The organism is Janibacter indicus, from assembly GCF_900176385.1.
Taxonomy (GTDB): Bacteria; Actinomycetota; Actinomycetes; order Actinomycetales; family Dermatophilaceae; genus Janibacter; species Janibacter indicus.
The window spans coordinates 289,322-310,743 of the sequence record NZ_FWXN01000001.1 but is presented as its reverse complement, the minus strand read 5'-3'; the positions used below and the strand labels follow the sequence as shown (position 1 = coordinate 310,743).

General features: G+C 74.2%; 21 protein-coding genes and 1 riboswitch. Of the genes, 11 read left to right on the top strand and 10 right to left on the bottom strand.

Translation table 11 applies throughout. The features are described from left to right. Positions 1-2: 2 nt before the first annotated feature. On the bottom strand, positions 3-788 hold the full coding sequence (gene cobM, locus B9B60_RS01465; RefSeq protein WP_084449524.1) for a precorrin-4 C(11)-methyltransferase: 786 nt from the start codon (positions 786-788) through the stop codon (positions 3-5). Continuing rightward, on the bottom strand, positions 785-2,011 hold the full coding sequence (cbiE, locus tag B9B60_RS01460; RefSeq protein WP_200811103.1) for a precorrin-6y C5,15-methyltransferase (decarboxylating) subunit CbiE: 1,227 nt from the start codon (positions 2,009-2,011) through the stop codon (positions 785-787). Before cbiE ends, cobM begins: the two co-directional genes overlap by 4 nt. 58 nt (positions 2,012-2,069) lie before the next feature. After that, a riboswitch (cobalamin riboswitch) is annotated at positions 2,070-2,138 on the top strand. Positions 2,139-2,188: 50 nt separating this feature from the next. Between cbiE and B9B60_RS01455 the strand changes: the two genes are divergently transcribed. Genes B9B60_RS01455 through B9B60_RS01425 form a run of 7 tightly spaced genes read left to right on the top strand, consistent with a single transcriptional unit; the run spans position 2,189 to position 10,459 of the window. Next, on the top strand, positions 2,189-4,306 hold the full coding sequence (locus B9B60_RS01455; RefSeq protein WP_084449523.1) for a VWA domain-containing protein: 2,118 nt from the start codon (positions 2,189-2,191) through the stop codon (positions 4,304-4,306). Next, complete coding sequence (gene cobO / locus B9B60_RS01450; RefSeq protein WP_084449522.1) at positions 4,306-4,920, top strand: cob(I)yrinic acid a,c-diamide adenosyltransferase; 615 nt, start codon at positions 4,306-4,308, stop codon at positions 4,918-4,920. The genes B9B60_RS01455 and cobO overlap by 1 nt, the downstream gene beginning before the upstream one ends. After that, positions 4,917-7,415 carry a bifunctional hydrogenobyrinic acid a,c-diamide synthase/histidinol phosphate aminotransferase CobBC gene (locus tag B9B60_RS01445; RefSeq protein WP_084449521.1) on the top strand — a complete coding sequence of 833 codons (2,499 nt, stop codon included), beginning with the start codon at positions 4,917-4,919 and terminating at the stop codon, positions 7,413-7,415. The genes cobO and B9B60_RS01445 overlap by 4 nt, the downstream gene beginning before the upstream one ends. Beyond that, the gene (gene cobA / locus B9B60_RS01440; RefSeq protein WP_084449520.1) at positions 7,412-8,176 is read left to right on the top strand and encodes a uroporphyrinogen-III C-methyltransferase; all 765 of its coding nucleotides are present in this window, start codon (positions 7,412-7,414) and stop codon (positions 8,174-8,176) included. The genes B9B60_RS01445 and cobA overlap by 4 nt, the downstream gene beginning before the upstream one ends. Beyond that, a complete protein-coding gene (locus tag B9B60_RS01435) occupies positions 8,173-8,997 on the top strand; it encodes an adenosylcobinamide-GDP ribazoletransferase (protein WP_084449519.1) in 825 nt (274 codons plus the stop codon). The genes cobA and B9B60_RS01435 overlap by 4 nt, the downstream gene beginning before the upstream one ends. A 2-nt stretch (positions 8,998-8,999) precedes the next feature. Then, a complete protein-coding gene (locus B9B60_RS01430) occupies positions 9,000-9,545 on the top strand; it encodes a bifunctional adenosylcobinamide kinase/adenosylcobinamide-phosphate guanylyltransferase (RefSeq protein WP_327078566.1) in 546 nt (181 codons plus the stop codon). Then, entirely contained in the window at positions 9,542-10,459 is a 918-nt protein-coding gene (locus B9B60_RS01425; protein WP_234993688.1) for a cobalamin biosynthesis protein CobD/CbiB, read from the top strand. The genes B9B60_RS01430 and B9B60_RS01425 overlap by 4 nt, the downstream gene beginning before the upstream one ends. A gap of 67 nt (positions 10,460-10,526) precedes the next feature. Here the strand turns inward: B9B60_RS01425 and B9B60_RS01420 are convergent, their stop codons facing one another. Next, a complete protein-coding gene (locus tag B9B60_RS01420) occupies positions 10,527-11,276 on the bottom strand; it encodes a cobalt-precorrin-6A reductase (RefSeq protein WP_084449517.1) in 750 nt (249 codons plus the stop codon). Between the two features lie 44 nt (positions 11,277-11,320). On the opposite strand from B9B60_RS01420, the gene B9B60_RS01415 reads away from it, so the two are divergent. Both B9B60_RS01415 and B9B60_RS01410 read left to right on the top strand, forming a co-directional pair. Beyond that, on the top strand, positions 11,321-12,022 hold the full coding sequence (locus B9B60_RS01415) for a M50 family metallopeptidase (protein ID WP_084449516.1): 702 nt from the start codon (positions 11,321-11,323) through the stop codon (positions 12,020-12,022). A 3-nt stretch (positions 12,023-12,025) separates the two neighbouring features. Beyond that, complete coding sequence (locus tag B9B60_RS01410) at positions 12,026-12,460, top strand: DoxX family protein (RefSeq protein ID WP_084449515.1); 435 nt, start codon at positions 12,026-12,028, stop codon at positions 12,458-12,460. On the opposite strand, the gene B9B60_RS01405 is transcribed toward B9B60_RS01410, so the two are convergent. Genes B9B60_RS01405 through B9B60_RS01395 form a run of 3 tightly spaced genes read right to left on the bottom strand, consistent with a single transcriptional unit; the run spans position 12,457 to position 15,991 of the window. Then, positions 12,457-13,260 (bottom strand): HAD family hydrolase, encoded by an 804-nt coding sequence (locus B9B60_RS01405; protein WP_083546034.1) that lies wholly within the window; start codon positions 13,258-13,260, stop codon positions 12,457-12,459. The genes B9B60_RS01410 and B9B60_RS01405 overlap by 4 nt on opposite strands. Next, on the bottom strand, positions 13,257-15,032 hold the full coding sequence (locus B9B60_RS01400; protein WP_084449599.1) for a proline--tRNA ligase: 1,776 nt from the start codon (positions 15,030-15,032) through the stop codon (positions 13,257-13,259). The genes B9B60_RS01405 and B9B60_RS01400 overlap by 4 nt, the downstream gene beginning before the upstream one ends. A gap of 50 nt (positions 15,033-15,082) precedes the next feature. Continuing rightward, positions 15,083-15,991, bottom strand: a complete 909-nt coding sequence (locus B9B60_RS01395; protein WP_084449514.1) for a LysR family transcriptional regulator — start codon at positions 15,989-15,991, stop codon at positions 15,083-15,085. Between the two features lie 71 nt (positions 15,992-16,062). On the opposite strand from B9B60_RS01395, the gene B9B60_RS01390 reads away from it, so the two are divergent. Beyond that, entirely contained in the window at positions 16,063-16,983 is a 921-nt protein-coding gene (locus tag B9B60_RS01390; RefSeq protein ID WP_084449598.1) for an EamA family transporter, read from the top strand. Positions 16,984-16,987: 4 nt separating this feature from the next. Further along, positions 16,988-17,608, top strand: coding sequence for an MSMEG_1061 family FMN-dependent PPOX-type flavoprotein (locus B9B60_RS01385; protein ID WP_072624174.1), 621 nt, complete (start codon positions 16,988-16,990; stop codon positions 17,606-17,608). Here B9B60_RS01385 and B9B60_RS01380 read toward each other — a convergent pair. Genes B9B60_RS01380 through poxB form a run of 4 tightly spaced genes read right to left on the bottom strand, consistent with a single transcriptional unit; the run spans position 17,602 to position 21,411 of the window. Beyond that, entirely contained in the window at positions 17,602-18,381 is a 780-nt protein-coding gene (locus B9B60_RS01380; RefSeq protein ID WP_327078564.1) for an SIR2 family NAD-dependent protein deacylase, read from the bottom strand. The genes B9B60_RS01385 and B9B60_RS01380 overlap by 7 nt on opposite strands. Beyond that, on the bottom strand, positions 18,378-19,253 hold the full coding sequence (locus B9B60_RS01375) for a GNAT family N-acetyltransferase (protein WP_143445381.1): 876 nt from the start codon (positions 19,251-19,253) through the stop codon (positions 18,378-18,380). Before B9B60_RS01375 ends, B9B60_RS01380 begins: the two co-directional genes overlap by 4 nt. Before the next feature lie 2 nt (positions 19,254-19,255). Beyond that, positions 19,256-19,648 (bottom strand): DoxX family protein, encoded by a 393-nt coding sequence (locus B9B60_RS01370; protein ID WP_084449512.1) that lies wholly within the window; start codon positions 19,646-19,648, stop codon positions 19,256-19,258. A gap of 17 nt (positions 19,649-19,665) precedes the next feature. Then, positions 19,666-21,411 (bottom strand): ubiquinone-dependent pyruvate dehydrogenase, encoded by a 1,746-nt coding sequence (gene poxB / locus B9B60_RS01365; protein WP_084449511.1) that lies wholly within the window; start codon positions 21,409-21,411, stop codon positions 19,666-19,668. Between the last annotated feature and the right edge of the window lie 11 nt (positions 21,412-21,422).

Below are 21,422 nucleotides of genomic sequence, written 5' to 3'. Positions count from 1 at the left end.
GACTAGCGAAGCCCGCCCGGGATGTCTGCTGCCGTCCGCTCCTCGCGCTCGGCCGCGCGGCGGCAGGAGTAGAGGTGCGACTCGACGAAGCCCTCGGCCCGCAGGGCCCACCCGACGACGATGATCGCGGCCTGCCGCAGGTCGTGCGCCTCGACCTGGTCGGCGATGTCGGCGAGGGTGCCGCGCAGGACGATCTCCTCGGGCTGCTCGACCCGGTAGGCCACGGCGACGGGGCAGTCGGCGCCGTAGTGCTCGGCGAGCCGGTCGGCGAGCTCGCGGGCGCAGCGGATCGCCAGGTGCAGCACGAGGGTCGCACCGGTCGCGGCGAAGGCCTCGAGCGATTCCCCCGACGGCATGGCCGTCGAGTCCCGCTGGGCGCGGGTGAGCACGACCGACTGGGCGACCTCGGGCACGGTGAGCTCGCGGCCGAGCCGGGCGGCGGTCGCGGCGTAGGCGGCGATGCCGGGCGTGATGTCCCACGGCACGCCGGCGGCGTCGAGCCGGCGGGTCTGCTCGGCGATCGCGGAGTAGACGCTCGGGTCGCCGGAGCACAGCCGGGCGACGTCCTCGCCCCGCTCGTGCGCGGCGACGAGCTCGGCGGTGATCCCGTCGAGGTCGAGATCCTGGGTGTCGACGAGCCGCGCGCCGTCGGGGCAGTGCTCGAGGACGGCGGCATCGAGGTAGGTCCCGGCGTAGAGGCAGACCGGGCTCGCCGCGAGCAGGCGGGTCGCGCGGATCGTCAGCAGGTCGGCGGCACCGGGGCCGGCGCCGATGAAGTGAACGGTCATGTCGGGTCCTCGGAGTCGGTGCGGATCGCGGCGAGCTGGGTGACGGTGCGGGCGGGGGTCCACGACAGGAAGCGCCCGAGCGGGACGGCCCGCTCCACGGACAGGCGGGTGAGCTCGCCGCCGGTGCGGGCGTGCCGGCCGATGAGCGCGGCGTCCCCCTCGAGCGTCACGGCGTGCGCGACGAGGCGTCCGCCGGGGCGAAGGGAGGACCATGCACGGTCGAGCAGGTCGGGGTCGAGCCCGCCGCCGACGAAGATCGCGTCGGGCGTCGGCAGCATCGCCAGGTCGGTGCTGCCGGTGTCGCCGACGACGACGTCAACCCGAGCAGCGAGGCCGAGGGCAGCGGCGTTGTCGCGGATGCGCTGGGCGCGGGTCGCGTCGCGCTCGACGCAGGTGACGGTCGCGCGGTCGGCGGCGAGGCACCACTCGAGGGCCACGGAGCCGTTGCCGGCGCCGAGGTCCCACAGGTGCGCGCCGGGTGTGGGCCGCAGTCGGGCCAGACCGCTCGCGCGCACGTCGCGCTTGGTCAGCTGGCCGTCGTGGTCGATGAAGTCCTCGGGGCGCCCCGGGACCGGTCCGGCGGTCGCGGCAGTCGCCGCGGGGTCGTCGGCGCGCACGTCGAGGCAGGCGAGCACGAGGTCGGGGGTGGCCTCGGCGAAGCCGTCGGCGCGCTCGGAGCGAGCGCCCTCGTCGGGGCTGCCAAGGTGCCAGCGGGCGGTGAGCATGCTTGCGCCCCAACCGTGCTCGGTGAGCAGTGCGCCGAGCCGAGCCGGGTCGCCGCCCCCGGAGAGGAGGACGACGAGTCGCGCGCCGGGGGCCAGGTGGGGCAGGACCGCGCGCAGGTCGCGCCCGACGGTCGTGACGACGACGGTCTCCTCGGCGGGCCACCCCTGACGGGCCCGGGCGAGGGCATCGCTGCCGATGGCGGGGTGGACGCGCACGCGGTCGGCGCCGACGAGCTCGACGAGGGTCGTGGCGATGCCGGAGCGCAGCGGGTCACCGCTGGCGAGGACGACGGCGTCGGGGTGCGCCTCGACGAGGGCGGGCAACGCCGGGCGAAGGGGGCTGGGCCAGGGCACGAGCTGCGCCTCGGGGGCGTGGGGGGCGACGAGGTCGAGGTGACGGCTGCCCCCGACGAGGGTCGCGGCACCGCTGATGAGGGCGCGTCGGGCCTCGTCCAGACCGGACCACCCGTCGTCCCCGATACCCACGACCTCGATCACGGACGCCCACCCTAGGGCCTTGCCCTCCTGTGAGAGGATCGCGCCCAGGCACTCCCCCGAGGAATCCGGTGCAACTCCGGAGCGGTCCCGCCACTGTCACGGCCCACGCGGCCCGAGCCAGACACTCGGTCGGTGCCCGTCGTCGCGAACCCGCGTCGATGTCGTCGGACGGCGAGCGTGGACACTCGCCAGGAGGCCGCCACTGTGAGCCGCACCGGGTCCCGGACCCCCACCTTCCCCTTCACCGCGCTCGTCGGTGCCGACGAGTTGACGTCGGCGCTGCTGCTGAGCGCGATCTCGCCCGAGATCGGCGGCGTCCTCGTCCGGGGTGAGAAGGGCACCGCCAAGTCGACCGCCGTCCGCGCCCTCGCCTCGGTCCTGCCCGAGCAGCGGGTGGCGAGCGAGTGCCGCTTCGGCTGCGACCCCGACCGCGACGAGGACTGCCCCGACGGCCCCCACGAGGGCGCGGCCACGACCCGCCCGGCCCGCCTCGTCGAGCTGCCCGTCGGTGCGACCGAGGACCGCGTCGTCGGCTCCCTCGACCTGCGCCGAGCCCTGGGCGACGGCGAGGCCGCCTACCAGCCCGGTCTGCTCGCCGACGCGCACCGCGGCATCCTCTACGTCGACGAGGTCAACCTCCTGCACGACCACCTCGTCGACGTGCTGCTCGACGCTGCCGCGATGGGGCGCAACACCGTCGAGCGCGACGGTGTCTCGATCTCGCACCCGGCGCGGATCACCCTCGTCGGCACGATGAACCCCGAGGAGGGCGAGCTGCGCCCGCAGCTGCTCGACCGCTTCGGCCTGACCGTCCACGTCGCCGCGAGCCGCGACCCGCACGTGCGCGCCGAGGTCGTGCGTCGCCGGCTCGAGGCCGACCTCGACCCGGCAGGCTTCGCGGCCCGCTTCGCCGACGCCGAGGCCGAGCTCACCGCGCGCCTGGCCGCCGCCCGCGAGGCGGTGCGCCGGGTCGCGCTCGACGAGCGGACCCTGCGGACCATCGCGCGGGTGTGCGCCGGATTCGACGTCGACGGCATGCGCGCCGACATCGTCACCGCCCGCACCGCCGCGGCGCACGCCGCGTGGGAGGGGCGCGACCACGTGACCCGCGAGGACATCCGGGCCGCGGCGCTGCTCTCCCTGCCCCACCGCCGCCGTCGTGCTCCCTTCGACGCGCCGGGTCTCGACGAGGACCTGCTCGACCGGCTGCTCGACGAGGAGCCCGAGGACGACCCGCCGGGCGGCGGCGAGGAAGAGCCCGACGGCGGCGACCAGCCCGACGAGGGCCCGGGCGAGGCGACCGACGCCGACCCCTCGGGCCCGGCCCCGAGCTCGACGTCGTCCGACGACCAGCCCCCGACCGGGCCCCAGTCGTCCGCCGACCCGACCCCCGACTCCCCGGACGAGTCGGCGGAGGCCCCCGAGTCACCCCCTTCGCCCCCTGCGGGTGCCCAGCCGACCCCCACCGGCACCGCCGCGGCCACCGAGCCCTACCGGGCCCGTCGCCTCGAGCTGACCGGCGTCGGCGCCGGCCCGAGCGGTCGCCGCTCCCCCGCGCTCACCCCCCGCGGGCGGGTCGTCGGCACCCACCCGGCGGGGCACGAGCCCGCCGGGTCGCCGGTGCACCTGACCGCCACCCTTCGTGCCTCCGCCGCCCGCCGCGCGGCCCGCACCGGGCCCGCCCGGGTGACCGGCGACGACCTGCGCCACGCCGTGACCCGCGGCCGCGAGGCCAACCTCGTCCTCCTCGCCGTCGACGCCTCCGGCTCGATGGCCGCGCGCAAGCGGATGGGCGAGGTCAAGACCGCCGTCCTCTCGCTCCTGCTCGACGCCTACCAGCGGCGCGACCGGGTGGGTCTGGTGACCTTCCGCGGGACCGGCGCGGAGCTGGCGCTGCCGCCCACCTCGTCCGTCGACGCCGCCGCCGCGCGCCTCGCCGAGATGCCGCACGGCGGACGGACCCCGCTCGCCGAGGGCCTGACCGAGATCGCCAGAGTCGTTGCGAGAGAGCGCATCCGCGACCGCAACCAGCGCGCCCTCGTCGTCCTCGTCACTGATGGCCGGGCCACCGCGGGCCCCGATGCCCTCGCCCGAGCCCAGGCCATCGCCGACGCCTGGGGGCGCACGGCCGAGACCGTCGTCGTCGACTGCGAGTCGGGCCGCTTCCGCATGGGCCTGGCCGCCGACCTCGCCCACCGCATGGGCGCCGAGCACATCGCCCTCGAGCAGGTCGCCGCGAGCGGCCTCGTCGAGATCGTCACCGACCGCACCGCCTCCCGAAGGAGCGCCGCCTGATGGCCCAGGGACAGACCCCCGTCACCCCGAAGGACGGGCTGACCACGCGGCAGCGCCGCAACCGCCCGCTCGTCGTCGTCCACGGCGGCACCGGCAAGGGCAAGTCGACGGCGGCCTTCGGCCTCGGCCTGCGCGGGTGGAACCAGGGCTGGTCGATCGGCGTCTTCCAGTTCGTCAAGTCCGCGAAGTGGCGCATCGGCGAGGAGGAGGTCTACACGACCCTCGGCCGGGTCCACGAGGAGACCGGCGAAGGGGGCCCCGTCGAGTGGCACAAGATGGGCTCCGGCTGGTCCTGGTCGCGCAAGGCGGGGACCGAGGAGGACCACGCGGCCGACGCCCGTGAGGGCTGGGCGGAGATCAAGCGGCGGCTCGCCGCCGAGACGCACACCGTCTACATCCTCGACGAGTTCACCTATGTCATGAAGTGGGGTTGGGTCGAGCTCGACGACGTCATCGACACGCTGACCACCCGGCCCGGCTACCAGCACGTGATCATCACCGGCCGCGACCCGCACCCGCGCCTGCTCGAGATCGCCGACGTCGCGACCGAGATGACCAAGGTCAAGCACCCCTTCGACCAGGGGCAGAAGGGCCAGAAGGGCATCGAGTGGTGACGGCCCTCCCCCGGGTGCTCGTCGCGGCGCCGGCGTCGGGCCACGGCAAGACGACGATCGCCGTGGGGATCATGGCCGCCCTCGCCCGCCGCGGTCTGACCGTCGCGCCGGCCAAGGTCGGCCCGGACTACATCGACCCCGGCTACCACGCCCTGGCGACCGGCCGCCCGAGCCGCACCCTCGACCCGTGGCTCGTGGGCGAAGGGAGGGTCGCTCCCCTCCTCGCCCGCGGCGCCACCCACCCGACCCTCGCGGACGTCGCGGTCCTCGAGGGCGTCATGGGCCTCATGGACGGACGCCTCGGGGGCGACGGCTTCGCCTCCAGCGCGCACGTCGCCACCCTGACCCGCACGCCCGTCGTCCTCGTCGTCGACATCAGCTCGACCTCACGCACCGTCGCCGCCACCGTGCACGGCCTCGCGACGATCGACCCCGAGCTCGACGTCGTGGGTGTCGTGCTCAACAAGGCCGGCACCCCGCGCCACGGCGAGGAGGCCCGCCGGGCGGTCGAGGCCGTCGGCGTCCCCGTGTGGGGCGTGCTGCCCCGCGACGCCGCGATGCACGTGCCCTCGCGCCACCTCGGGCTCGTCCCCGCCGCCGAGCGCGGCGAGGCCGCAGCGACCCTCGACCACATCGCCGCCGTCGCCGAGGAGCACCTCGACCTCGACGCGCTGCTCGCGGCCTCCCGCACGGCCCCCGACCTCGATCTCGAGCCGTGGGCCCCTGCCGCCGCCCTCCCTTCGCTCCAGTCCCCGCTCCCTGAGGAGCGTGCTCCGCATTCGTCCCGACGGGGGGTCGTCGTGGCCGTCGCCGGGGGCCGCGCCTTCACCTTCCGCTACCCCGAGACGGTCGAGCTCCTCGAGGCCGCCGGCGCCCGGGTCGTCGAGCTCGACCCGGCCCGCGACGCCGCGCTGCCGGAGGGCACGAGCGGGCTCTACCTCGGCGGCGGCTTCCCCGAGGTGCACGCGCGCACCCTGGCGACCAACCGCCCTCTCGTGCACCAGATCCGCACCGCCATCGCGGCCGGCATGCCGACGATTGCCGAGTGCGCCGGCATGCTCTACCTCGCCGAGACCCTCGACGACCACCCGATGGTCGGCGCCCTGCCGGCCCGGGCCGCGATGGGCCGCCGCCTCACCCTCGGCTACCGCGAGGCGACCTCGCTCGTCGACTCCGTCCTCGGCCCGGCCGGGACCCGGGTCGCCGGCCACGAGTTCCACCGCACGGTGACCGATCCCCCCTTCGGCACGAGTGCGGCATGGGACCTCGGTGGCCGCACCGAGGGCTTCGCCCTCGACCCCGCCGGCACCGGTCGCGCGACCCTCGTCGCCTCCTACCTGCACACGCACTGGGCCGGCTCGCCCTCCGTGGCGGGGTCCTTCGTCGAGGCCGCTCGTGGCTGGGGCCACGACGCCCCGCAACCGGCTCAGCCCTTGGGTCGCGCCACCCCAGCCCGATCCACGTCCTTGGCAGACCCCCTTCGTCATCACGGGGACGCCGAGGTGTCGAGCGAGCTGGTGGACCTCGCCGTCAACGTGCGGCTCACCCAGCCGCCGGGGTGGCTCGCCCAGGCCCTCGCCGAGGAGCTGTCGACCGTCGCGGCCTACCCCGACCCCACCCGTGCTCGGGATGCGATCGCCGCGCGGCACGGTGTGGCCCGCGACCAGGTGCTGCCGACGAGTGGTGGGGCCGAGACCTTCACGCTGCTCGCGCGGGCGCTGACACCGCGCGACGCGGTCGTCGTGCACCCGCAGTTCACCGAGCCCGAGGCCGCGCTGCGCGCCGCGGGGCACGAGGTGCGGCACGTCCTGCTGCGGCCGGAGGACGACTTCGCACTCACGGCCGAGGCGCTCGGGCAGATCGGCGACGCCGACCTCGTCGTCGTCGGCAACCCGACCAACCCGACGGGCGTGCTCCACCCGGCAGCTACGCTGCGCTCGCTCGTGCGGCCCGGCCGGGTGGTCCTCGTCGACGAGGCCTTCATCGACTCCGTCCCCGGCGAGCGCGAGACGCTCCTGGCGGGCGACCTCACCGGCCTGCTCGTCGTGCGCTCGCTGACCAAGACCTGGGCCGTCGCCGGCATCCGCGCCGGCTACGTCGTCGGAGACGCCGAGCTCGTCGCGGCCCTGGCCGAGCACCAACCGCACTGGTCCGTGGGCTCCCTCGCGCTGCGCGTCATGATCGAGACCGCCACCCCAGCCGCACTCGTCGAGGCCGACCGGGCCGCCGAGGAGATCGCCGGGTGGCGGGCCCACCTCACGCGGGGGCTGCACACGCTGGGCATCCCGACCGCCGGCGGGGACGCCCCCTTCGTCCTGGCCCGGGTCGGCACGGGTGTCCGCGAGGCGCTGCGCGATGCCGGGTGGGCCGTGCGGCGAGGCGATACGTTCCCGGGGCTCGACACCGCATGGGTGCGGATCGCCGTCCGTGACCCCCACACCATCGACGGGTTGCTGAGAGAGCTGACCCACCTGCACCACCGGAGGACCGCATGACCGACGCCACCACCGCCACCGGGCGGGTCATCCTCGTCGGCGGAGGGCCGGGCGACCCCGGCCTGCTCACCGTCGCCGGACACGACGCGCTCGCGGCAGCCGACATCGTCGTCACCGACCGCCTCGGTCCGGTCGCGGCGCTCGACGAGATCGCCCCGCAGGCCGAGATCGTCCACGTCGGCAAGATCCCCCGCGGCGAGTTCACCCCCCAGGAGCGGATCAACGAGCTGCTCGTCGAGCACGCCCGCGCCGGCCGGACCGTGGTGCGGCTCAAGGGCGGTGACGGTTACCTCTTCGGCCGCGGCGGCGAGGAGTGGAACCACTGCGTCGCCGCCGGCGTGCCCGTCGAGGCCGTGCCGGGCGTCTCCTCCGCCTTCTCCGTGCCGGCCCTCGCCGGCATCCCGGTGACCCACCGCGGCCTGTCCCAGGGCGTCGCGGTCGTCTCCGGGCACGTCTCCCCCGACGACCCGCGCAGCGAGGTCGACTGGGCGGCGCTGGCCACCTCGCGTCTGACGATCGTCATCCTCATGGGGGTCGCCACCCTCGGGGCGATCGCCGAGGCGCTCGTCGCGGCCGGCCTGTCCCCCGACACCCCCGCCGCGTGCATCGCCGACGGGGCCACCCCGCAGCAGCGCTCGGTGCGGGCGCCCCTGTCGCAGATCGCCTCCGCGGCCGACGAAGGGGGCTTCGCTCCCCCGGCCATCACGGTCGTCGGTGACGTCGTCGGCTCCCTCGACTCACCGGCCCCCACCTCGCCGTGAGCGCGTCCGAGGGGCTGCGCCTGGCCGTCGGGACCTTCACCCGGTCGCCGAGTGGCCGGGTGACGATCACCCCCGACACCGCGCGCACCGCGCTGCTCCTCGCGCCGCTCGCGGTCCTCCCGCTCGCGCTCCAGGTCGTCCTCGTCGGGCTCACCGTCGAGATCGGCGTGCCACCGCTCGTCGCCGCGGGCCTCGCCCTCGGCGTGCTCGCCCACGGCTCACGGGGCATGCACCTCGACGGCCTGGCCGACACGGTCGACGGCCTCGGTGCGGGCTGGGACCGCGAGCGAGCGCTCGAGATCATGCGGCGCGGCGACGTCGGCCCGATGGGGGCGGTCGCGCTCGTCGTCGTGCTGCTCGTGCAGGCCGGGGCGATCGCCGCTCTGCTCGGGTCCGGCTGGCGCGGGGCCCTCGTCGTCGGTGCAGCGGTCGTGGCGTCCCGGGCGGCTGCCGCCGCCGTCTGCGGTCGCGGGCAGCAGGCCGCGCCGGGCTCGAGGCTCGGGGCGGCCTTCGTCGGGACCGTGCCCCTCGTCGGCGTCGCGCTCGTGGTGCTCGTCGTCGGTGCGCTCCTCGTGGCATCGGTGCTGCCGGTCGCCCTGCCGATGGGGGGTCTGGGTGACGGGAGCTCCGCGGCCCCCTTCTCGATGGTCGCGCGGGCCGTGCTCGTGGCGGCAGTGGCCGCGCCCGTGGCCGTCTGGGCGGCGATCTCGCTCCGGGACACGGCTGTTCGCACCTTGGGCGGTGTGGGTGGCGACGTCATCGGGGCCGGTGTCGAGGTGGCTCTCACCGTGCTGCTCGTGCTGCTGACGGTGGCGTGGTGAGCATGCGCGTCCTCGTCACCGGTGGCGTCCGCTCGGGCAAGTCACGGCACGCCGAGTCCCTCCTACTGCCCCCGCACGCGCCCGAGGGCACGCCCGTCTCCTATCTCGCGGCCGGCCCGCAGCGCGACGACGCCGACTGGGCGGCTCGCGTGGCCGCGCACCGGCAGCGGCGACCGGCGACCTGGTCGACCGTCGAGAGCACGGACGCGGCGAGTGGCCTGTGGGAGGCCGAGGACCCGGTCCTGCTCGACTGCCTCGGCACCTGGCTGACCGCCCAGCTCGACGAGATCGAGGCCTGGGAGGCACCCGAGCACCACTGGGGCCCCGCGCTCGAGCAGCGGGTGGACGACCTCGAGGCGGCCTGGCGCGCAGCCCCCTTCGTCGTGGCCGTGACCAACGAGGTCGGCTGGGGGCTGGTCTCGGAGCACCGCTCCGGACGGATCTTCGCCGACCGGCTCGGCTGGCTCAACCAGCGCATCGCCGCGTCCGCCGACCGGGTCGACCTCGTCGTCTCGGGGCAGGTGCTGACGATCAAAGGGGCCGGGTGAGCGACCCCGTCGCCATCGGCCTCCTCCTCGGGTGGGCGGCCGACCGGGCGCTCGGCGACCCACGACGAGGGCACCCCGTCGCGCTCTTCGGCACGTGGGCCGGCTGGGTCGAGACGCGCACCCATCGCGACTCCCGGGCCGCCGGTGTCCTCACCGAGGCGCTCGTGCTCGCGCCGCCGCTCGCCCTGGGGGTCGCCGCCACGCGCCTGCCCGGGCCGGCGCGTGCCCTTGCGACCGCGGCCCTGACCTGGGCGGCACTCGGTGGCACGAGCCTGGGTCGCGAAGGGCTGGCGGTGCACGACCTGCTCGCCTCCGACGACCTCCCCGGAGCGCGCACCCGGGTCCGCAACCTCGTCGGTCGGGTCACCGACGACCTCACCGCCGACGAGGTCGCCCGGGCCGCCGTCGAGTCCGTCGCGGAGAACACCTCCGACGCCGTCGTGGGCACGCTCGTCTGGGGTGCCGCGCTCGGCCCGCTCGGCGTCGTCCTCCACCGGACGGCCAACACCCTCGACGCGATGCACGGCCACCGCACGGCCCGCTATGCCCGATTTGGTTGGGCCGCAGCCCGACTCGACGACCTGCTGGGCTGGGTCCCCGCCCGGGCCACCGTCCTCGCGACCGCTGCGGCCTCCCCCCTTCGTGCCGGTGAGGTGGTGCGCACGGCGGTGCGGGACGGGCGCGACCACCCCAGCCCCAATGCCGGACCGGTCGAGGCCGGCTTCGCCGCGGCCCTGGTCCTGCGGCTCGGTGGGCGGACGGTCTACGCGAGCGGCGCCGAGGACCGGGTCGTCATGGGCTCCGGTCCTGCGCCCACCGTCGCGGACCTGCCGCGCGCCGTGCTCCTCGCCCGCCGGGTGGGTGTCGTCACGCTGGTCGCGGTCGTCGGGGCCCGCCTCGCGCTGAAGCGGTGAGGCCGGATCGGTCGCTACGGCCCTGACTCGTCCGGTGAATCACGCAATGTCTGATCCAGAGCACGAGTCAGGAGCGTAGGGACGCCAGGACCCACCTCGTGGCGGCGTCGGCATCGCTCGCCTCCGCGACGCCCGGCGCCCGCGCCGGGCGCGACACGACGACGACCGGCACCCCGAGGTGTCGGGACGCGTCGAGCTTGGCCTCGGTGTAGCGACCACCCGAGTCCTTGGTGAGCAGCACGGTGACGCCGTGCTCGCGCATGATCGCCTCCTCGTCGGCGACGGCGAAGGGCCCCCGCGAGCGCAGCACGGTCCAGGCCGCCGGCAGCGGCCGCTCCGCAGGCTCGACGAGCCGGACGAGCACCGGCCGGTCGGCCCAGGCGTCGATGTGGTGGTGCAGGGTCTGCCGCCCCGTCGTGACGAAGGGGGCCCCGCCCACCTGGTCCGCCGCCTCCCGGGCAGCCACGTGGTCCCCGACCCAGGTCCAGGACGCGGCGTCGGGGTGTGCGGCCCAGCCCGGCCGCGCCAGTCGGAGGAGGGGCAGGCCGAGCGACGAGCAAGCCTGTGCCGCATGGGCGCCCATCGTCGCGGCGAAGGGGTGGGTGGCGTCGACGACCGCGCTCACCTCGTGCTCACGGAGCCAGTCGGTCAGGCCAGCGACCCCACCGAACCCGCCGATCCTCACCGGCCCGACCGGCAGTCGCGGCTGCGACACCCGGCCGGCGAGGGAGGAGGTGAGGGGCACCCCCTGCGCGTCCAGGCGGGCGGCGAGATCCCTCGCCTCGGCGGTCCCTCCGAGGATCAGCACGTGCGACATGGGCTCACCCTCCCACGCACAGGTTGCCCGCATACGGTCACCCCGTGCAGCACCTCCTCGACCGCCTCTCCCCCGCGAGCCCCGCACCCGAGCTCGCCGGGTGGACCCTCGTCGCCGTCCTCGCGCTCGGCTGCGTCGCGGCGACCTGGTGGCCGGCGTGGCGGGTGCTGCGGCTCGTCGTCACCCTCGTCCACGAGCTCGGGCACGCCCTCGTGGGCGTGGCGTGCGGGCGACGCTTCACCGGCTTCGTCCTGCGCTCGGACATGTCCGGCCACGCCGTGACGGTGGGCCCCGCCAGCGGTGCGGGCGTGGTCGCGACGACCTGGGCCGGCTACCCAGCTCCGGGGATCGTCGGCGCCCTGCTCGTGGGGCTCGCGACGGCCGGGTGGGCCGCCCCGATGCTCACCCTCCTGCTCGTGGGGCTGCTCACCACCCTGACCCGGGTGCGCTCGGCGCTCACCGGACTCGTCGTCGTCGCGGTGCTCGCGGCGGGCGCCGCCCTGTGGTGGTGGCGCGACGATGCCCTGCAGCAGCAGGTCCTCGTCGGTGTGGGCCTGCTGCTCCTCGTGGGAGCCTGGCGGCACCTGGCGACGATGCTCGGCGGCATCGAGCCCCGCAGTGACCCGGGCTCACTCGCCCGTACGACGGGCGTGCCTGCGGTGCTGTGGGTGGCGAGCTTCGCCCTGGTCCTCGCCGGCGCGACCTGGCTCGCCGCCAGCCGCCTCCTCGGTGCCGTGGGAGCCTGAGACATGTCCTCACCACTGCGTGCCGTCGGGCAGGCGCTGCTCGGTTCCTTCCTCGTCCTTGCGGGCGTGGCCCACCTGACCTTTGCCCGCACCGAGTTCCGGGCCCAGGTGCCGCCGTGGTTCCCCGCTGACGCCGACCTCGTCGTCCTCGTCTCGGGTGTCGTCGAGATCGCCGTCGGCGCGGCCCTGCTCCTTGTCTGGCGCCATCCCGCTCGCGCCGTGGTCGGCCTGGTGACAGCAGCGCTCTTCGTCGCGGTCTTCCCCGGCAACATCGCGCAGCTCACCGAGCACCGCGACGCCTTCGGGCTGACGAGCGACACCTCACGGGCGGTCCGGCTCCTCTTTCAGCCGGTGCTCGTCGTGTGGGCGGTGTGGAGCACCGGCGCCTGGTGCTGGTGGCGCCGGCGTCGGGTGCCCCCGCCCGAGCAGCACCCCTAGGCGGCGAGCCAGCCGTCGACGATCTCGAGGACGTCGATCAGCTCGTGCGCGACGCCATCGGGCTCGACGTCGACGGTCACCTGCTGGTCGGCCGGGATGTCGCTGTGCGGCACCCAGATCGCGCGCATCCCGACCTCCTGGGAGCCCAGCACGTCCTCGAAGAGCCGGTCGCCGACGTAGACGGCATTGGCCATCGGCACGCCGACGGCCGCGGCCGCGGCCTCGAAGGCCTCCCGGTGCGGCTTGACCACCTGGATCTCCGACGAGTAGACGTCGCCGTCGATGAGGTCGAGCACGCCGTCACGCTCGAAGATCTCGCGGTGGTAGTCCCCGCTCCAGATGGTGTTGGACAGCACCCCGACCTTGAGACCCCGAGCGCGTAGCCCCTCCCAGAGCGGCCGCACCTGCGGGTCGGTGTGGGTGTGCGGCTCCCAGAAGCGACGGTAGGCCGCGAGCGCGACGTGGTGCCGGTCGTGCTGTGGGTCGATGCCGGCCTTGCGCAGGATGTCGTCGAGGTGCGCGCCACGCTGCTCGTCGCGCACCTGCTGCCAGGCATCGGCCTCGACGGCGTGGATCCGCTCGGCGAGCTCGTGTGCGCGGTCGAGGTCCTCCTGCGGCACCTCGTCGGACTCGATCGGGATGCCGTGGACCTCCCGCGCGAAGACGCGCCACTGCTGGCCCAGGTCGATCGTGTGCCACGGGGTGAGCGTGCCGCCCCAGTCGAAGATCACCGCCTCGACGGGCCCGGCCTCGGGCCGCTCACGCACGGTGAGCGGGTGGCGCATCTCGTCGACGCTCATGCGCCGCCACGCACCTCGGCGAGCACGGCCTCGACGGCCTCCCCCACCGGCACCTCGCGGCGCTCACCGCTGCGGCGGTCCTTGACCTCGACGACCCCGTCGGCCAGGCCCTTGCCGACGACGAGGATCGTCGGGACACCGATGAGCTCGGCGTCCTTGAACTTCACGCCCGGGCTCACCTTGCCGGCGCGGTCGTCGTAGAGCACGGTGACGCCCTGCGCCTCGAGCTGAGCGGACAGGTCCGCGGCCGTGGTGAAGATCTCGTCGCCCTTGCCCGCCGCGACGACGTGCACGTCGAAGGGGGCGAGCTCACGCGGCCAGACGAGGCCCAGGTCGTCGTGGTTGTCCTCGGCGACGACACCCACCGCGCGGGTGACGCCGACGCCGTAGGAGCCCATCGTCACGGTGACGAGCTTGCCGTTCTCGTCGAGGACCTTCAGGCCCAGCGCCTCGGCGTACTTGGTGCCGAGCTGGAAGATGTGGCCCATCTCGACACCGCGGGCGAGGGTCAGCGTGCCGGAGCCGGTCGGGCTCGGGTCGCCCTCGCGGATCTCGGCGGCTTGGATCGTGCCGTCGGCGGTGAAGTCACGGCCGTGCACGAGGTCGATGACGTGCTTGCCGTGCTCGTCGGCGCCGGTGACCCAGGCGCTGCCCTCGGCGATGCTCGGGTCGAGCAGGTAGCGAATGCCGGAGGACCGCTCGGACCCCAGGACGCCGGGGCCGATGTAGCCCTTGGCCAGCTCGGGGTGGGCGGCGAAGTCGGCCTCGCCGAAGTCCTCGACCTCGGCCGGCGCCACCTGCGCCTCGAGGCGCTTGGCGTCGACCTCGCGGTCGCCGGGCACGCCGATGGCCAGCGGCTCGCGCCACGGCTCGTCGTGCTCCTCGTCGGCGGGGTGGACGAGGGTCACGAGGACGTTCTTGAGGGTGTCGGCAGCCGTCCACTCGCGGCCGTCGGTGCGCGGGTGCGCGGAGTTGAGAGCAGCGACGAGGGTCTCGATCGTCGGGGTGTCGGGGGTGTCCTCGACGTGCGCGGGACCGGCGGTCACCTCGACCGGCGGGGCCTGCGGCACGACGACGGCCTCGACATTGGCCGCGTAGCCGGAGGCGTCGCGCACGAAGGTGTCCTCACCATTGGGGCTGACCGCGAGGAACTCCTCGCTCGCGCTGCCACCCATGGCACCGGAGTCGGCGTGGACGATGACGTACTCGAACCCGAGCCGGTCGAAGATCTTGATGTAGGCGTCGCGGTGCGCGTCGTAGGCCTTCTGCAGGCCGGCGGCGTCGACGTCGAAGGAGTAGGAGTCCTTCATGATGAACTCGCGGCCGCGCAACACGCCGGCGCGCGGGCGGGCTTCGTCGCGGTACTTCGTCTGGATCTGGAAGAGCGCGAGCGGCAGGTCCTTGTAGGAGGTGTACATGTCCTTGACCGCGAGGCAGAACATCTCCTCGTGGGTCGGTCCGAGGAGCATGTCGGCGTCCTTGCGGTCGACGAGCCGGAAGAGGTTGTCGCCGTACTCGGTCCACCGGTTGGTCGCCTCGTAGGGCTCCTTGGGCAGCAGCGCCGGGAAGGACAGCTCCTGGGATCCGATCGCCTCCATCTCCTCGCGCACGATCGCCTCGACCTTGCGCAGGACCTTCAGCCCCAGCGGCAGCCAGGTGTAGATGCCCGGCGCGGCGCGGCGGATGTAGCCGGCGCGCACGAGGAGCTTGTGGCCCGGCTGCTCCGCGTCAGCGGGGTCCTCCCGGAGGGTGCGGAGGAAGAGGGAGGACATGCGGGTGACCACGGACGGTGCTCCTGGCGGGTCGAAGGGGGTGTACCGCGTCAGGATATCCGCTCACCCATGAGCGCCGCCCCCGCAATACCGAGCTGTCGGGTCACGAGCCGCACCGCGGCCCGCTCGGCCCGGTCCGGCCGCGAGAGCGCGACGATCCACCGGGCGGAGGGCACGTCGACGAGCGGCACGAGGGCAAACTCGTCGGCCGAGCGGGTCGTGTAGCGCGGCAGCAGGGCCAGGCCCTCGCCGGCCGCCACGAGCGCGGCGACGAGGTGGTTGTCGCGGATGCGCAGCCGCCGGTGCAGCGGGCGGGCGCAGGTGGCCTCGATCCGCTGGAGGACGGTGTCGAAGGGGTAGTGCTCGGGCACGCAGATCCACGGCTCGTCGACGACGTCCTCGGGTCGCAGCGTGGCGCGAGCGGCGAGCGGGTGGTCCGGCGGCACGGCGACGTCGAGCGGCTCACGGGTGAGCACGGTGGCGACGAGTCCCTCGCTGCCGACCGGCACCTCGCTCGTCAGCGAGTGCGCGACGACGATGTCCGCGTCGGCCGCGGCCCGTGCGTAGTCGTGCTCGGCGAGGTCGAGGTCGTCGATGCTCAGCTCGACGTCGCTGTCGGAGAGCAGGACGAGCGCACCCGGCAGCAGGGCAGTCAGCCCGCTCGGGAGGCCGGCGACGCTCACCCGCCCGGTCGGCCGGCCACGGTGCTCGGACAGCCGTGAGTCCACGCGCGCGATCGCCGCGGCCACCTCGTCCGCGCCGTCGGCGAGCAGCTCGCCCGCCTCGGTGAGCCGCAGGCCCCGCCCGTGGGGTTCGACGAGCGGCGTGCCGGCGACCCGCTGGGCCGTGCGCAGCTGCTGCGACAACGCCGAGGGAGTCCGGTGCGTCGCCGCGGCGACGGCGGCAAGACTGCCTCGTTCGCGCAGGTCGCGCAGCAGCTCGAGGTGCCGGATGTCCATGCAGGCAGCCTAAAGGGAATCGTCATGATGATTCGCTTGTCCTGCATAGTCAGGTGACCGACGATCGTCGGGTGCCGATCCGCCACCGACTGCTCGCCGTCGTCGTCGCCGTCCTCTGGGGCGCCAACTTCATCGCCATCCACGCCTCGCTCGAGATCTTCCCGCCCTTCCTGTGCTCCGCGCTGCGCTTCACCCTCATGGCGATCCCGACGATCCTCTTCGTCCCCCGCCCCCAGGTGCCCACGCGCTGGCTCGTCGGCTACGGCATCGGCTTCGGCATCCTCCAGTTCGCCTTCCTCTACCTCGCGATGGACGCCGGCATGCCGACCGGTCTGGCCTCCCTCGTGCTGCAGAGCTCGGCGCCCTTCACCGTCGTCCTCGGTGCGGTCCTGCTCGGCGAGCGGCTGAGCGGCAGCGCCGCGAGCGGCGTGGCGGTCGCGGCCCTCGGTATGGCCGTCGTCGGCTCCCAGCGGCTCGACGCCGAGGCGGGACTTCTCCCCTTCGTCCTGACGCTCATGGCCGGCCTCGGCTGGGCCTTCGGCAACCTCGCCTCCCGCCTGGCCGCGGCACCGAAGCCGCTCCACCTGACGATGTGGATGACGGTGATCCCGCCGGTCCCGATGCTCGTCCTGTCGCTCCTCGTCGAGGGACCCGAGCGCATCGGCACCGCCCTAGCCGACTCCGTGACCGGCGCCGCGATCCCGGCCTGGCTCGGGCTCGCCTACACGACCCTCTTGGCCACCGTCGTCGGCTCGGGCATCTGGACCTGGCTCATGGCCCGGCACCCGTCGGGCACGGTCGCGCCCTTCTCCATGCTCGTGCCGGTGACCGGCCTGGCCCTCGCCTGGCTGCTCCTCGACGAGGTGCCCGCCCCGCTGGAGCTCGTCGGTGGCGCCCTCGTCGTGGGCGGCGTGCTGTGGGCCTCACGCCCCCGCCGGACCGAGGCGCTGCCGGAGCCCGTGCCGGAGCCGGCGGTCCCCGTGGGAAGGTGACGCCATGAGCGAGGACGTCATCCGCACCGTCGACGAGCTGCGTGACGTCGTCGGCCACCCGCTGCCCCGGACCCGCGACAAGGTCACCGACCGCCTCGACGAGGTCCACCGCCGGTGGCTGGAGCACACCCCCTTCGTCGTCCTGGCGACGGCCGGCAGCGAAGGTCGCACCGACGCCAGCCCCAAGGGAGACCCGCCCGGACAGCTCGTGCACGTCATCGACGAGCGCACCGTCGCCCTCGCCGAGCGCCCGGGCAACCGGCGCGTCGACGGCTACCTCAACGTGCTGGACAACCCGCACGCCGGGCTCGTGTGCATAATCCCGGGGCGCGGCGACACCCTGCGGATCAACGGCCGGGCCCGACTCGTGCGCGATGCCCCGTGGTTCGACGAGATGGTCGTCAAGGGGCACCGCCCGCTGCTCGCCCTCGTCATCGACGTCGAGGAGGTCTTCTTCCACTGCGCCAAGGCCTTCATGCGCAGTCGCATGTGGCACCCGGAGGACTGGGACCCGACGGCGGTCTCCTCCCGCGCCGAGATCGCCCAGCTGCTCGAGCGACCCGACGAGACGATCGAGGCCCTGGAGGAGTACTACGGCTCGCAGTACTCGACCGGCCTCTACTGAAGCGCGGCCACCAGCTCGGGCAGCACCTGCGCGGCGGTGCCGCGCACGACGTGGTGGCACATGTCGGAGATCTCGGTGTCGACGGGGTTGACCTCCACGACCGTCGCGCCCTCGGCCCGCGCCATCGCCGGGTAGCCCGCGGCCGGGTAGACGATGCCGGAGGTGCCGATGACGAGGACCACGTCGCCCGGCTCGAGGGCCTCGATGGCCGCCTCGGTCGCGGCGACGGCGTCGTCCGGCAGGACCTCACCGAACCACACGACACCGGGACGCACGTCCCCTTCGCACTGCGGGCAGGTCGGCGGGTCGATGCGCTCGGTCGGCTCCGCGGGCAGGTCGAGGTCACCGTCGTAGGGGGTCTCGCAGTCGCTGCACCGCAGCGCGAAGATCGACCCGTGCAGGTGCGCGGCGACGGCCGAGCCGGCGCGCTCGTGGAGGTCATCGACGTTCTGCGTCGAGATCGTCACCTCACGCAGGCCGGCGAGCTCGGCGAGCGCCCGGTGACCGTCGTTGGGCTCGACGCCGCGGACCAGCTGCATCCGCCACGCGTACCAGGCCCAGACGAAGGGAGGATCCAACCGGAAGGCCTCGGCCGTCGCCAGCTGGCTCGGGTCGAACTCCTCCCACAGCCCGGTCTGGGCATCACGGAAGGTCGGCACGCCCGACTCGGCGCTCATCCCGGCCCCGGAGAGGACGAGGACGCGGCGGGCGCCGCGCACGGCCTCGACCACCTCGTCGGGAATCGTCATGGGCTCGGTCTCGACGTCGGTCATGATCCCTCCGAGATGGTCGGCTGCTCGTACTGGGCACGGGTGCCGTGGCCCCGGAAGCCGAGGCGTTCGTAGAGCGAGCGGGCGGGGTTGTCGCAGCCGACGGCCAGCCAGACCTCGTCGGCACCGGCCCGCTGGAGGGCCGTGAGCGAGCGGGCGACGAGGTGGGCGCCGAGCCGGTGGCCGCGCCACTCGGGGACGACCCCGACCTCCTCGATCCACCCGTCGGAGAGGGTGACGAAGCCGGCGACGTGGCCGCTGCGGTCCATCGCGACCCGCGAGTCCTCCGGCTGGAAGCCGCGCTGCTCGCGCAGCCACCGACCCCAGGCACGGGAGCTGCCGGCGGTGTAGCCGGGCCGGACACCGAAGGAGGCGGCGTAGGCGTGGCGGAAGGCCTCGGAGGTGTCGTCGGTGAAGGGCAGGGTCACGATGTCCTCGGGACGCCGGACGAAGGGGATCGAGCGCAGGCTGTGCCGCATGATCGACTCCGCGAAGCCGCGGTGCAGACCGAGCTCGGCGAAGAGGGTCTCCGCCTCGGGGCTCACAGAGTCCAGGACGAAGCGCACCGGGCCCACCGAGTGGCGGATGACCCAGTCGGCGATCTCCTGCCCGATCCCCTGCCCCATGGCGGCGGGGTCGATCAGGCCGGTCGCCGTCCGGGTGCCGTCGGCACTGATGCCGATGGCGGCCGCCGCGACGATGTCACCGAGCTCGTCCCGCCCGCAGATCGACAGGTCGGTGAGGTAGCCGTCGCGCAGGTGCTGCGGGTCGGCGAGGTCGGGCAGCCCGCCGTCGCGCTCGAGGCAGGCCTGTCCGAGGCGGACGAGCGAGGCGATGTCCTCCTCCGTCGTGGGCGACCACTCGAGCGTGCTCATCGTCAGCCGCCCCGGGCGGCGCGCAGCGCCGTGCGCACCAGGGGCCACTGGAGCGGCAGCCGGGCCAGCGTCCCGGCGAAGAAACCGACCGCCTGCGGCGTGCCCTTGCGCCGTGCCCGACGCCCGTGGTCGACGCTCATCTGGACATTGGCCGGCAGCACCCCGAGAAGGAGCGCCGCGCTGGCCCAGCCGGCGGCCGGGCGCGTCGCCGGCACGAGCAGCCCTGCACCGCAGGCGATCTCGGCGACCCCTGAGGCGAGGACGAGCTCTCTGGCCCGCCCGCGCAGGGGCGCGGGGATGATCGGCTCGTAGACCTCGGGGCGCACGAGGTGCAGCACCCCACCGCCCACGAGGAGGACAGCCAGGCCGGTCGTGGGCAGGTCGGTTCGGGTCATCAGGTCTCGTCTCCCTCTCAGAGGATCTGTCGCAGGTTGACCCGCGACAGGTCGAGCAGCTCGTCGCCGCGTCCGGACATCACGGTACGCAAGGCGTAGAGGGTGAAGCCCTTGACCTGCTCGGCGGAGATCGCCGGCGGGATCGTCAGCTCCTGGCGTTCGGTGACGACGTCGACGAGCGCCGGGCCGTCGTGGGCGAAGGCCTCGCGCAGGCTCGTCTCGAGATCGGCGGCCTCGGTGACCCGCCAGCCCGTGATGCCGCAGGCCTCGGCGACCTGCGAGAAGTCGGGATTGTGCAGGTCGGTGCCGAAGCCGGGCAGGCCGGCGGCCTTCATCTCGAGCTCGACGAAGTTGAGCGAGGAGTTGTTGAGCACGACGATCTTGATCGGCAGGTCGTGCTGGCGCACGGTGAGCAGCTCGCCCATGAGCATCGCCAGGCCACCGTCACCGCTCAGCGTGACGACCTGCCGCTCGGGCTGCGCGAGCTGCGCGCCGACGGCCTGCGGCACGGCATTGGCCATCGACCCGTGGATGAAGGAGCCGATGAGTCGCCGGTCACCGCGGCACTCGAGGTAGCGCGCGGCGTAGACGACGGGCGAGCCGACGTCGGGGATGAAGACGGCGTCGTCGGCGGCGATCTCATCGACGAGCCGAGCGAGGTACTGGGGGTGGATCGCCTCGTGCTTGCGGCCCCCGAGCAGTCCCTTCTTGGGCGGCTCGGCGAGCTCGTCGAGCTTGTCGCGCGTCTTGCGGTAGTGCTTGACCGAGTCCTCGAGGTGCTTGCGGTCGCGGGCCGACTGCAGCAGCGGCAGCAGGGCCCGGATCGTGTCGCCGACATCGCCGACGAGCCCGAGGTCGAGCGGCACCCGCCGCCCGAGGTGCTCGCCCCTGGTGTCCACCTGGATGAAGCGCGCGCCCTCCGGGTAGAACTGCCGGTAGGGGAAGTCGGTGCCGAGCATGAGCACGGTCTCGGCCTCCTCCATCGCCCGGTAGCCGGAGGCGAAACCGAGCAGGCCGGTCAGGCCGACGTCGAAGGGGTTGTCTCCCTCGATGTCCTGCTTGGAGCGAAGGGTGTGCACCACCGGTGCAGCGAGCAGGTCCGCGAGGGCGAGGACGTCGTCCTTCGCTCCTGCTGCCCCGGCCCCGACGAGCAGGGTGGTGCGCTTCGACGCGCCGAGCAGCTGCGCGGCCCGCTCGAGCTGGTCTGGGGCGGGGACGATCCGCGCGCGGGCCCGCTCGACGACGGTCACCCGCTCGTCGGCGGCCTCGGTCTGGGCGACGTCACCGGGGACGACGAGCACGGCGACCCCGCGCTCCTGGATCGCCGCGCGCATCGCGGTCTCGAGCATCCGTGGCATCTGCGAGGCGTCGGTGACCATCTCGGCCCAGACGCTGCACTCGCGGAAGAGCTCCTGCGGGTGGGTCTCCTGGAAGTAGCCGCTGCCGATCTCGGAGCTCGGGATCTGGGCCGCGATGGCGAGCACGGGCACCCGGCTGCGCTGTGCGTCGAAGAGACCGTTGATGAGGTGGAGGTTGCCCGGGCCACAGCTGCCGAGGACGACGGCCAGGTCGCCGGTGAGCTCGGCGTCGGCCGCGGCGGCGAAGGCCGCGGACTCCTCGTGGCGCACCAGTCGCCAGGCGATCGAGCCGTCACGACGCATGGCCTCGGTGAAGCCGTTGAGCGAGTCACCCGGCACGCCGTAGGCGCGGGTGACCCCGTTGGCCTTCAGGGTCGCGATGACGTTGTCGGCGATGGTGCTCATGCGCAGCTCCT

What these genes read in the sequence shown, in the direction of transcription:
- B9B60_RS01395 (WP_084449514.1), bottom strand. Translation starts at nt 15,991, where the DNA reads ATGGACATCCGGCACCTCGAGCTGCTGCGCGACCTGCGCGAACGAGGC.
- B9B60_RS01430 (WP_327078566.1), top strand. Translation starts at nt 9,000, where the DNA reads ATGCGCGTCCTCGTCACCGGTGGCGTCCGCTCGGGCAAGTCACGGCAC.
- B9B60_RS01370 (WP_084449512.1), bottom strand. Translation starts at nt 19,648, where the DNA reads ATGACCCGAACCGACCTGCCCACGACCGGCCTGGCTGTCCTCCTCGTG.
- B9B60_RS01410 (WP_084449515.1), top strand. Translation starts at nt 12,026, where the DNA reads ATGTCCTCACCACTGCGTGCCGTCGGGCAGGCGCTGCTCGGTTCCTTC.
- B9B60_RS01385 (WP_072624174.1), top strand. Translation starts at nt 16,988, where the DNA reads ATGAGCGAGGACGTCATCCGCACCGTCGACGAGCTGCGTGACGTCGTC.
- B9B60_RS01375 (WP_143445381.1), bottom strand. Translation starts at nt 19,253, where the DNA reads ATGAGCACGCTCGAGTGGTCGCCCACGACGGAGGAGGACATCGCCTCG.
- B9B60_RS01405 (WP_083546034.1), bottom strand. Translation starts at nt 13,260, where the DNA reads ATGAGCGTCGACGAGATGCGCCACCCGCTCACCGTGCGTGAGCGGCCC.
- cobM (WP_084449524.1), bottom strand. Translation starts at nt 788, where the DNA reads ATGACCGTTCACTTCATCGGCGCCGGCCCCGGTGCCGCCGACCTGCTG.
- B9B60_RS01400 (WP_084449599.1), bottom strand. Translation starts at nt 15,032, where the DNA reads ATGTCCTCCCTCTTCCTCCGCACCCTCCGGGAGGACCCCGCTGACGCG.
- B9B60_RS01380 (WP_327078564.1), bottom strand. Translation starts at nt 18,381, where the DNA reads ATGACCGACGTCGAGACCGAGCCCATGACGATTCCCGACGAGGTGGTC.
- cobA (WP_084449520.1), top strand. Translation starts at nt 7,412, where the DNA reads ATGACCGACGCCACCACCGCCACCGGGCGGGTCATCCTCGTCGGCGGA.
- poxB (WP_084449511.1), bottom strand. Translation starts at nt 21,411, where the DNA reads ATGAGCACCATCGCCGACAACGTCATCGCGACCCTGAAGGCCAACGGG.
- B9B60_RS01420 (WP_084449517.1), bottom strand. Translation starts at nt 11,276, where the DNA reads ATGTCGCACGTGCTGATCCTCGGAGGGACCGCCGAGGCGAGGGATCTC.
- cobO (WP_084449522.1), top strand. Translation starts at nt 4,306, where the DNA reads ATGGCCCAGGGACAGACCCCCGTCACCCCGAAGGACGGGCTGACCACG.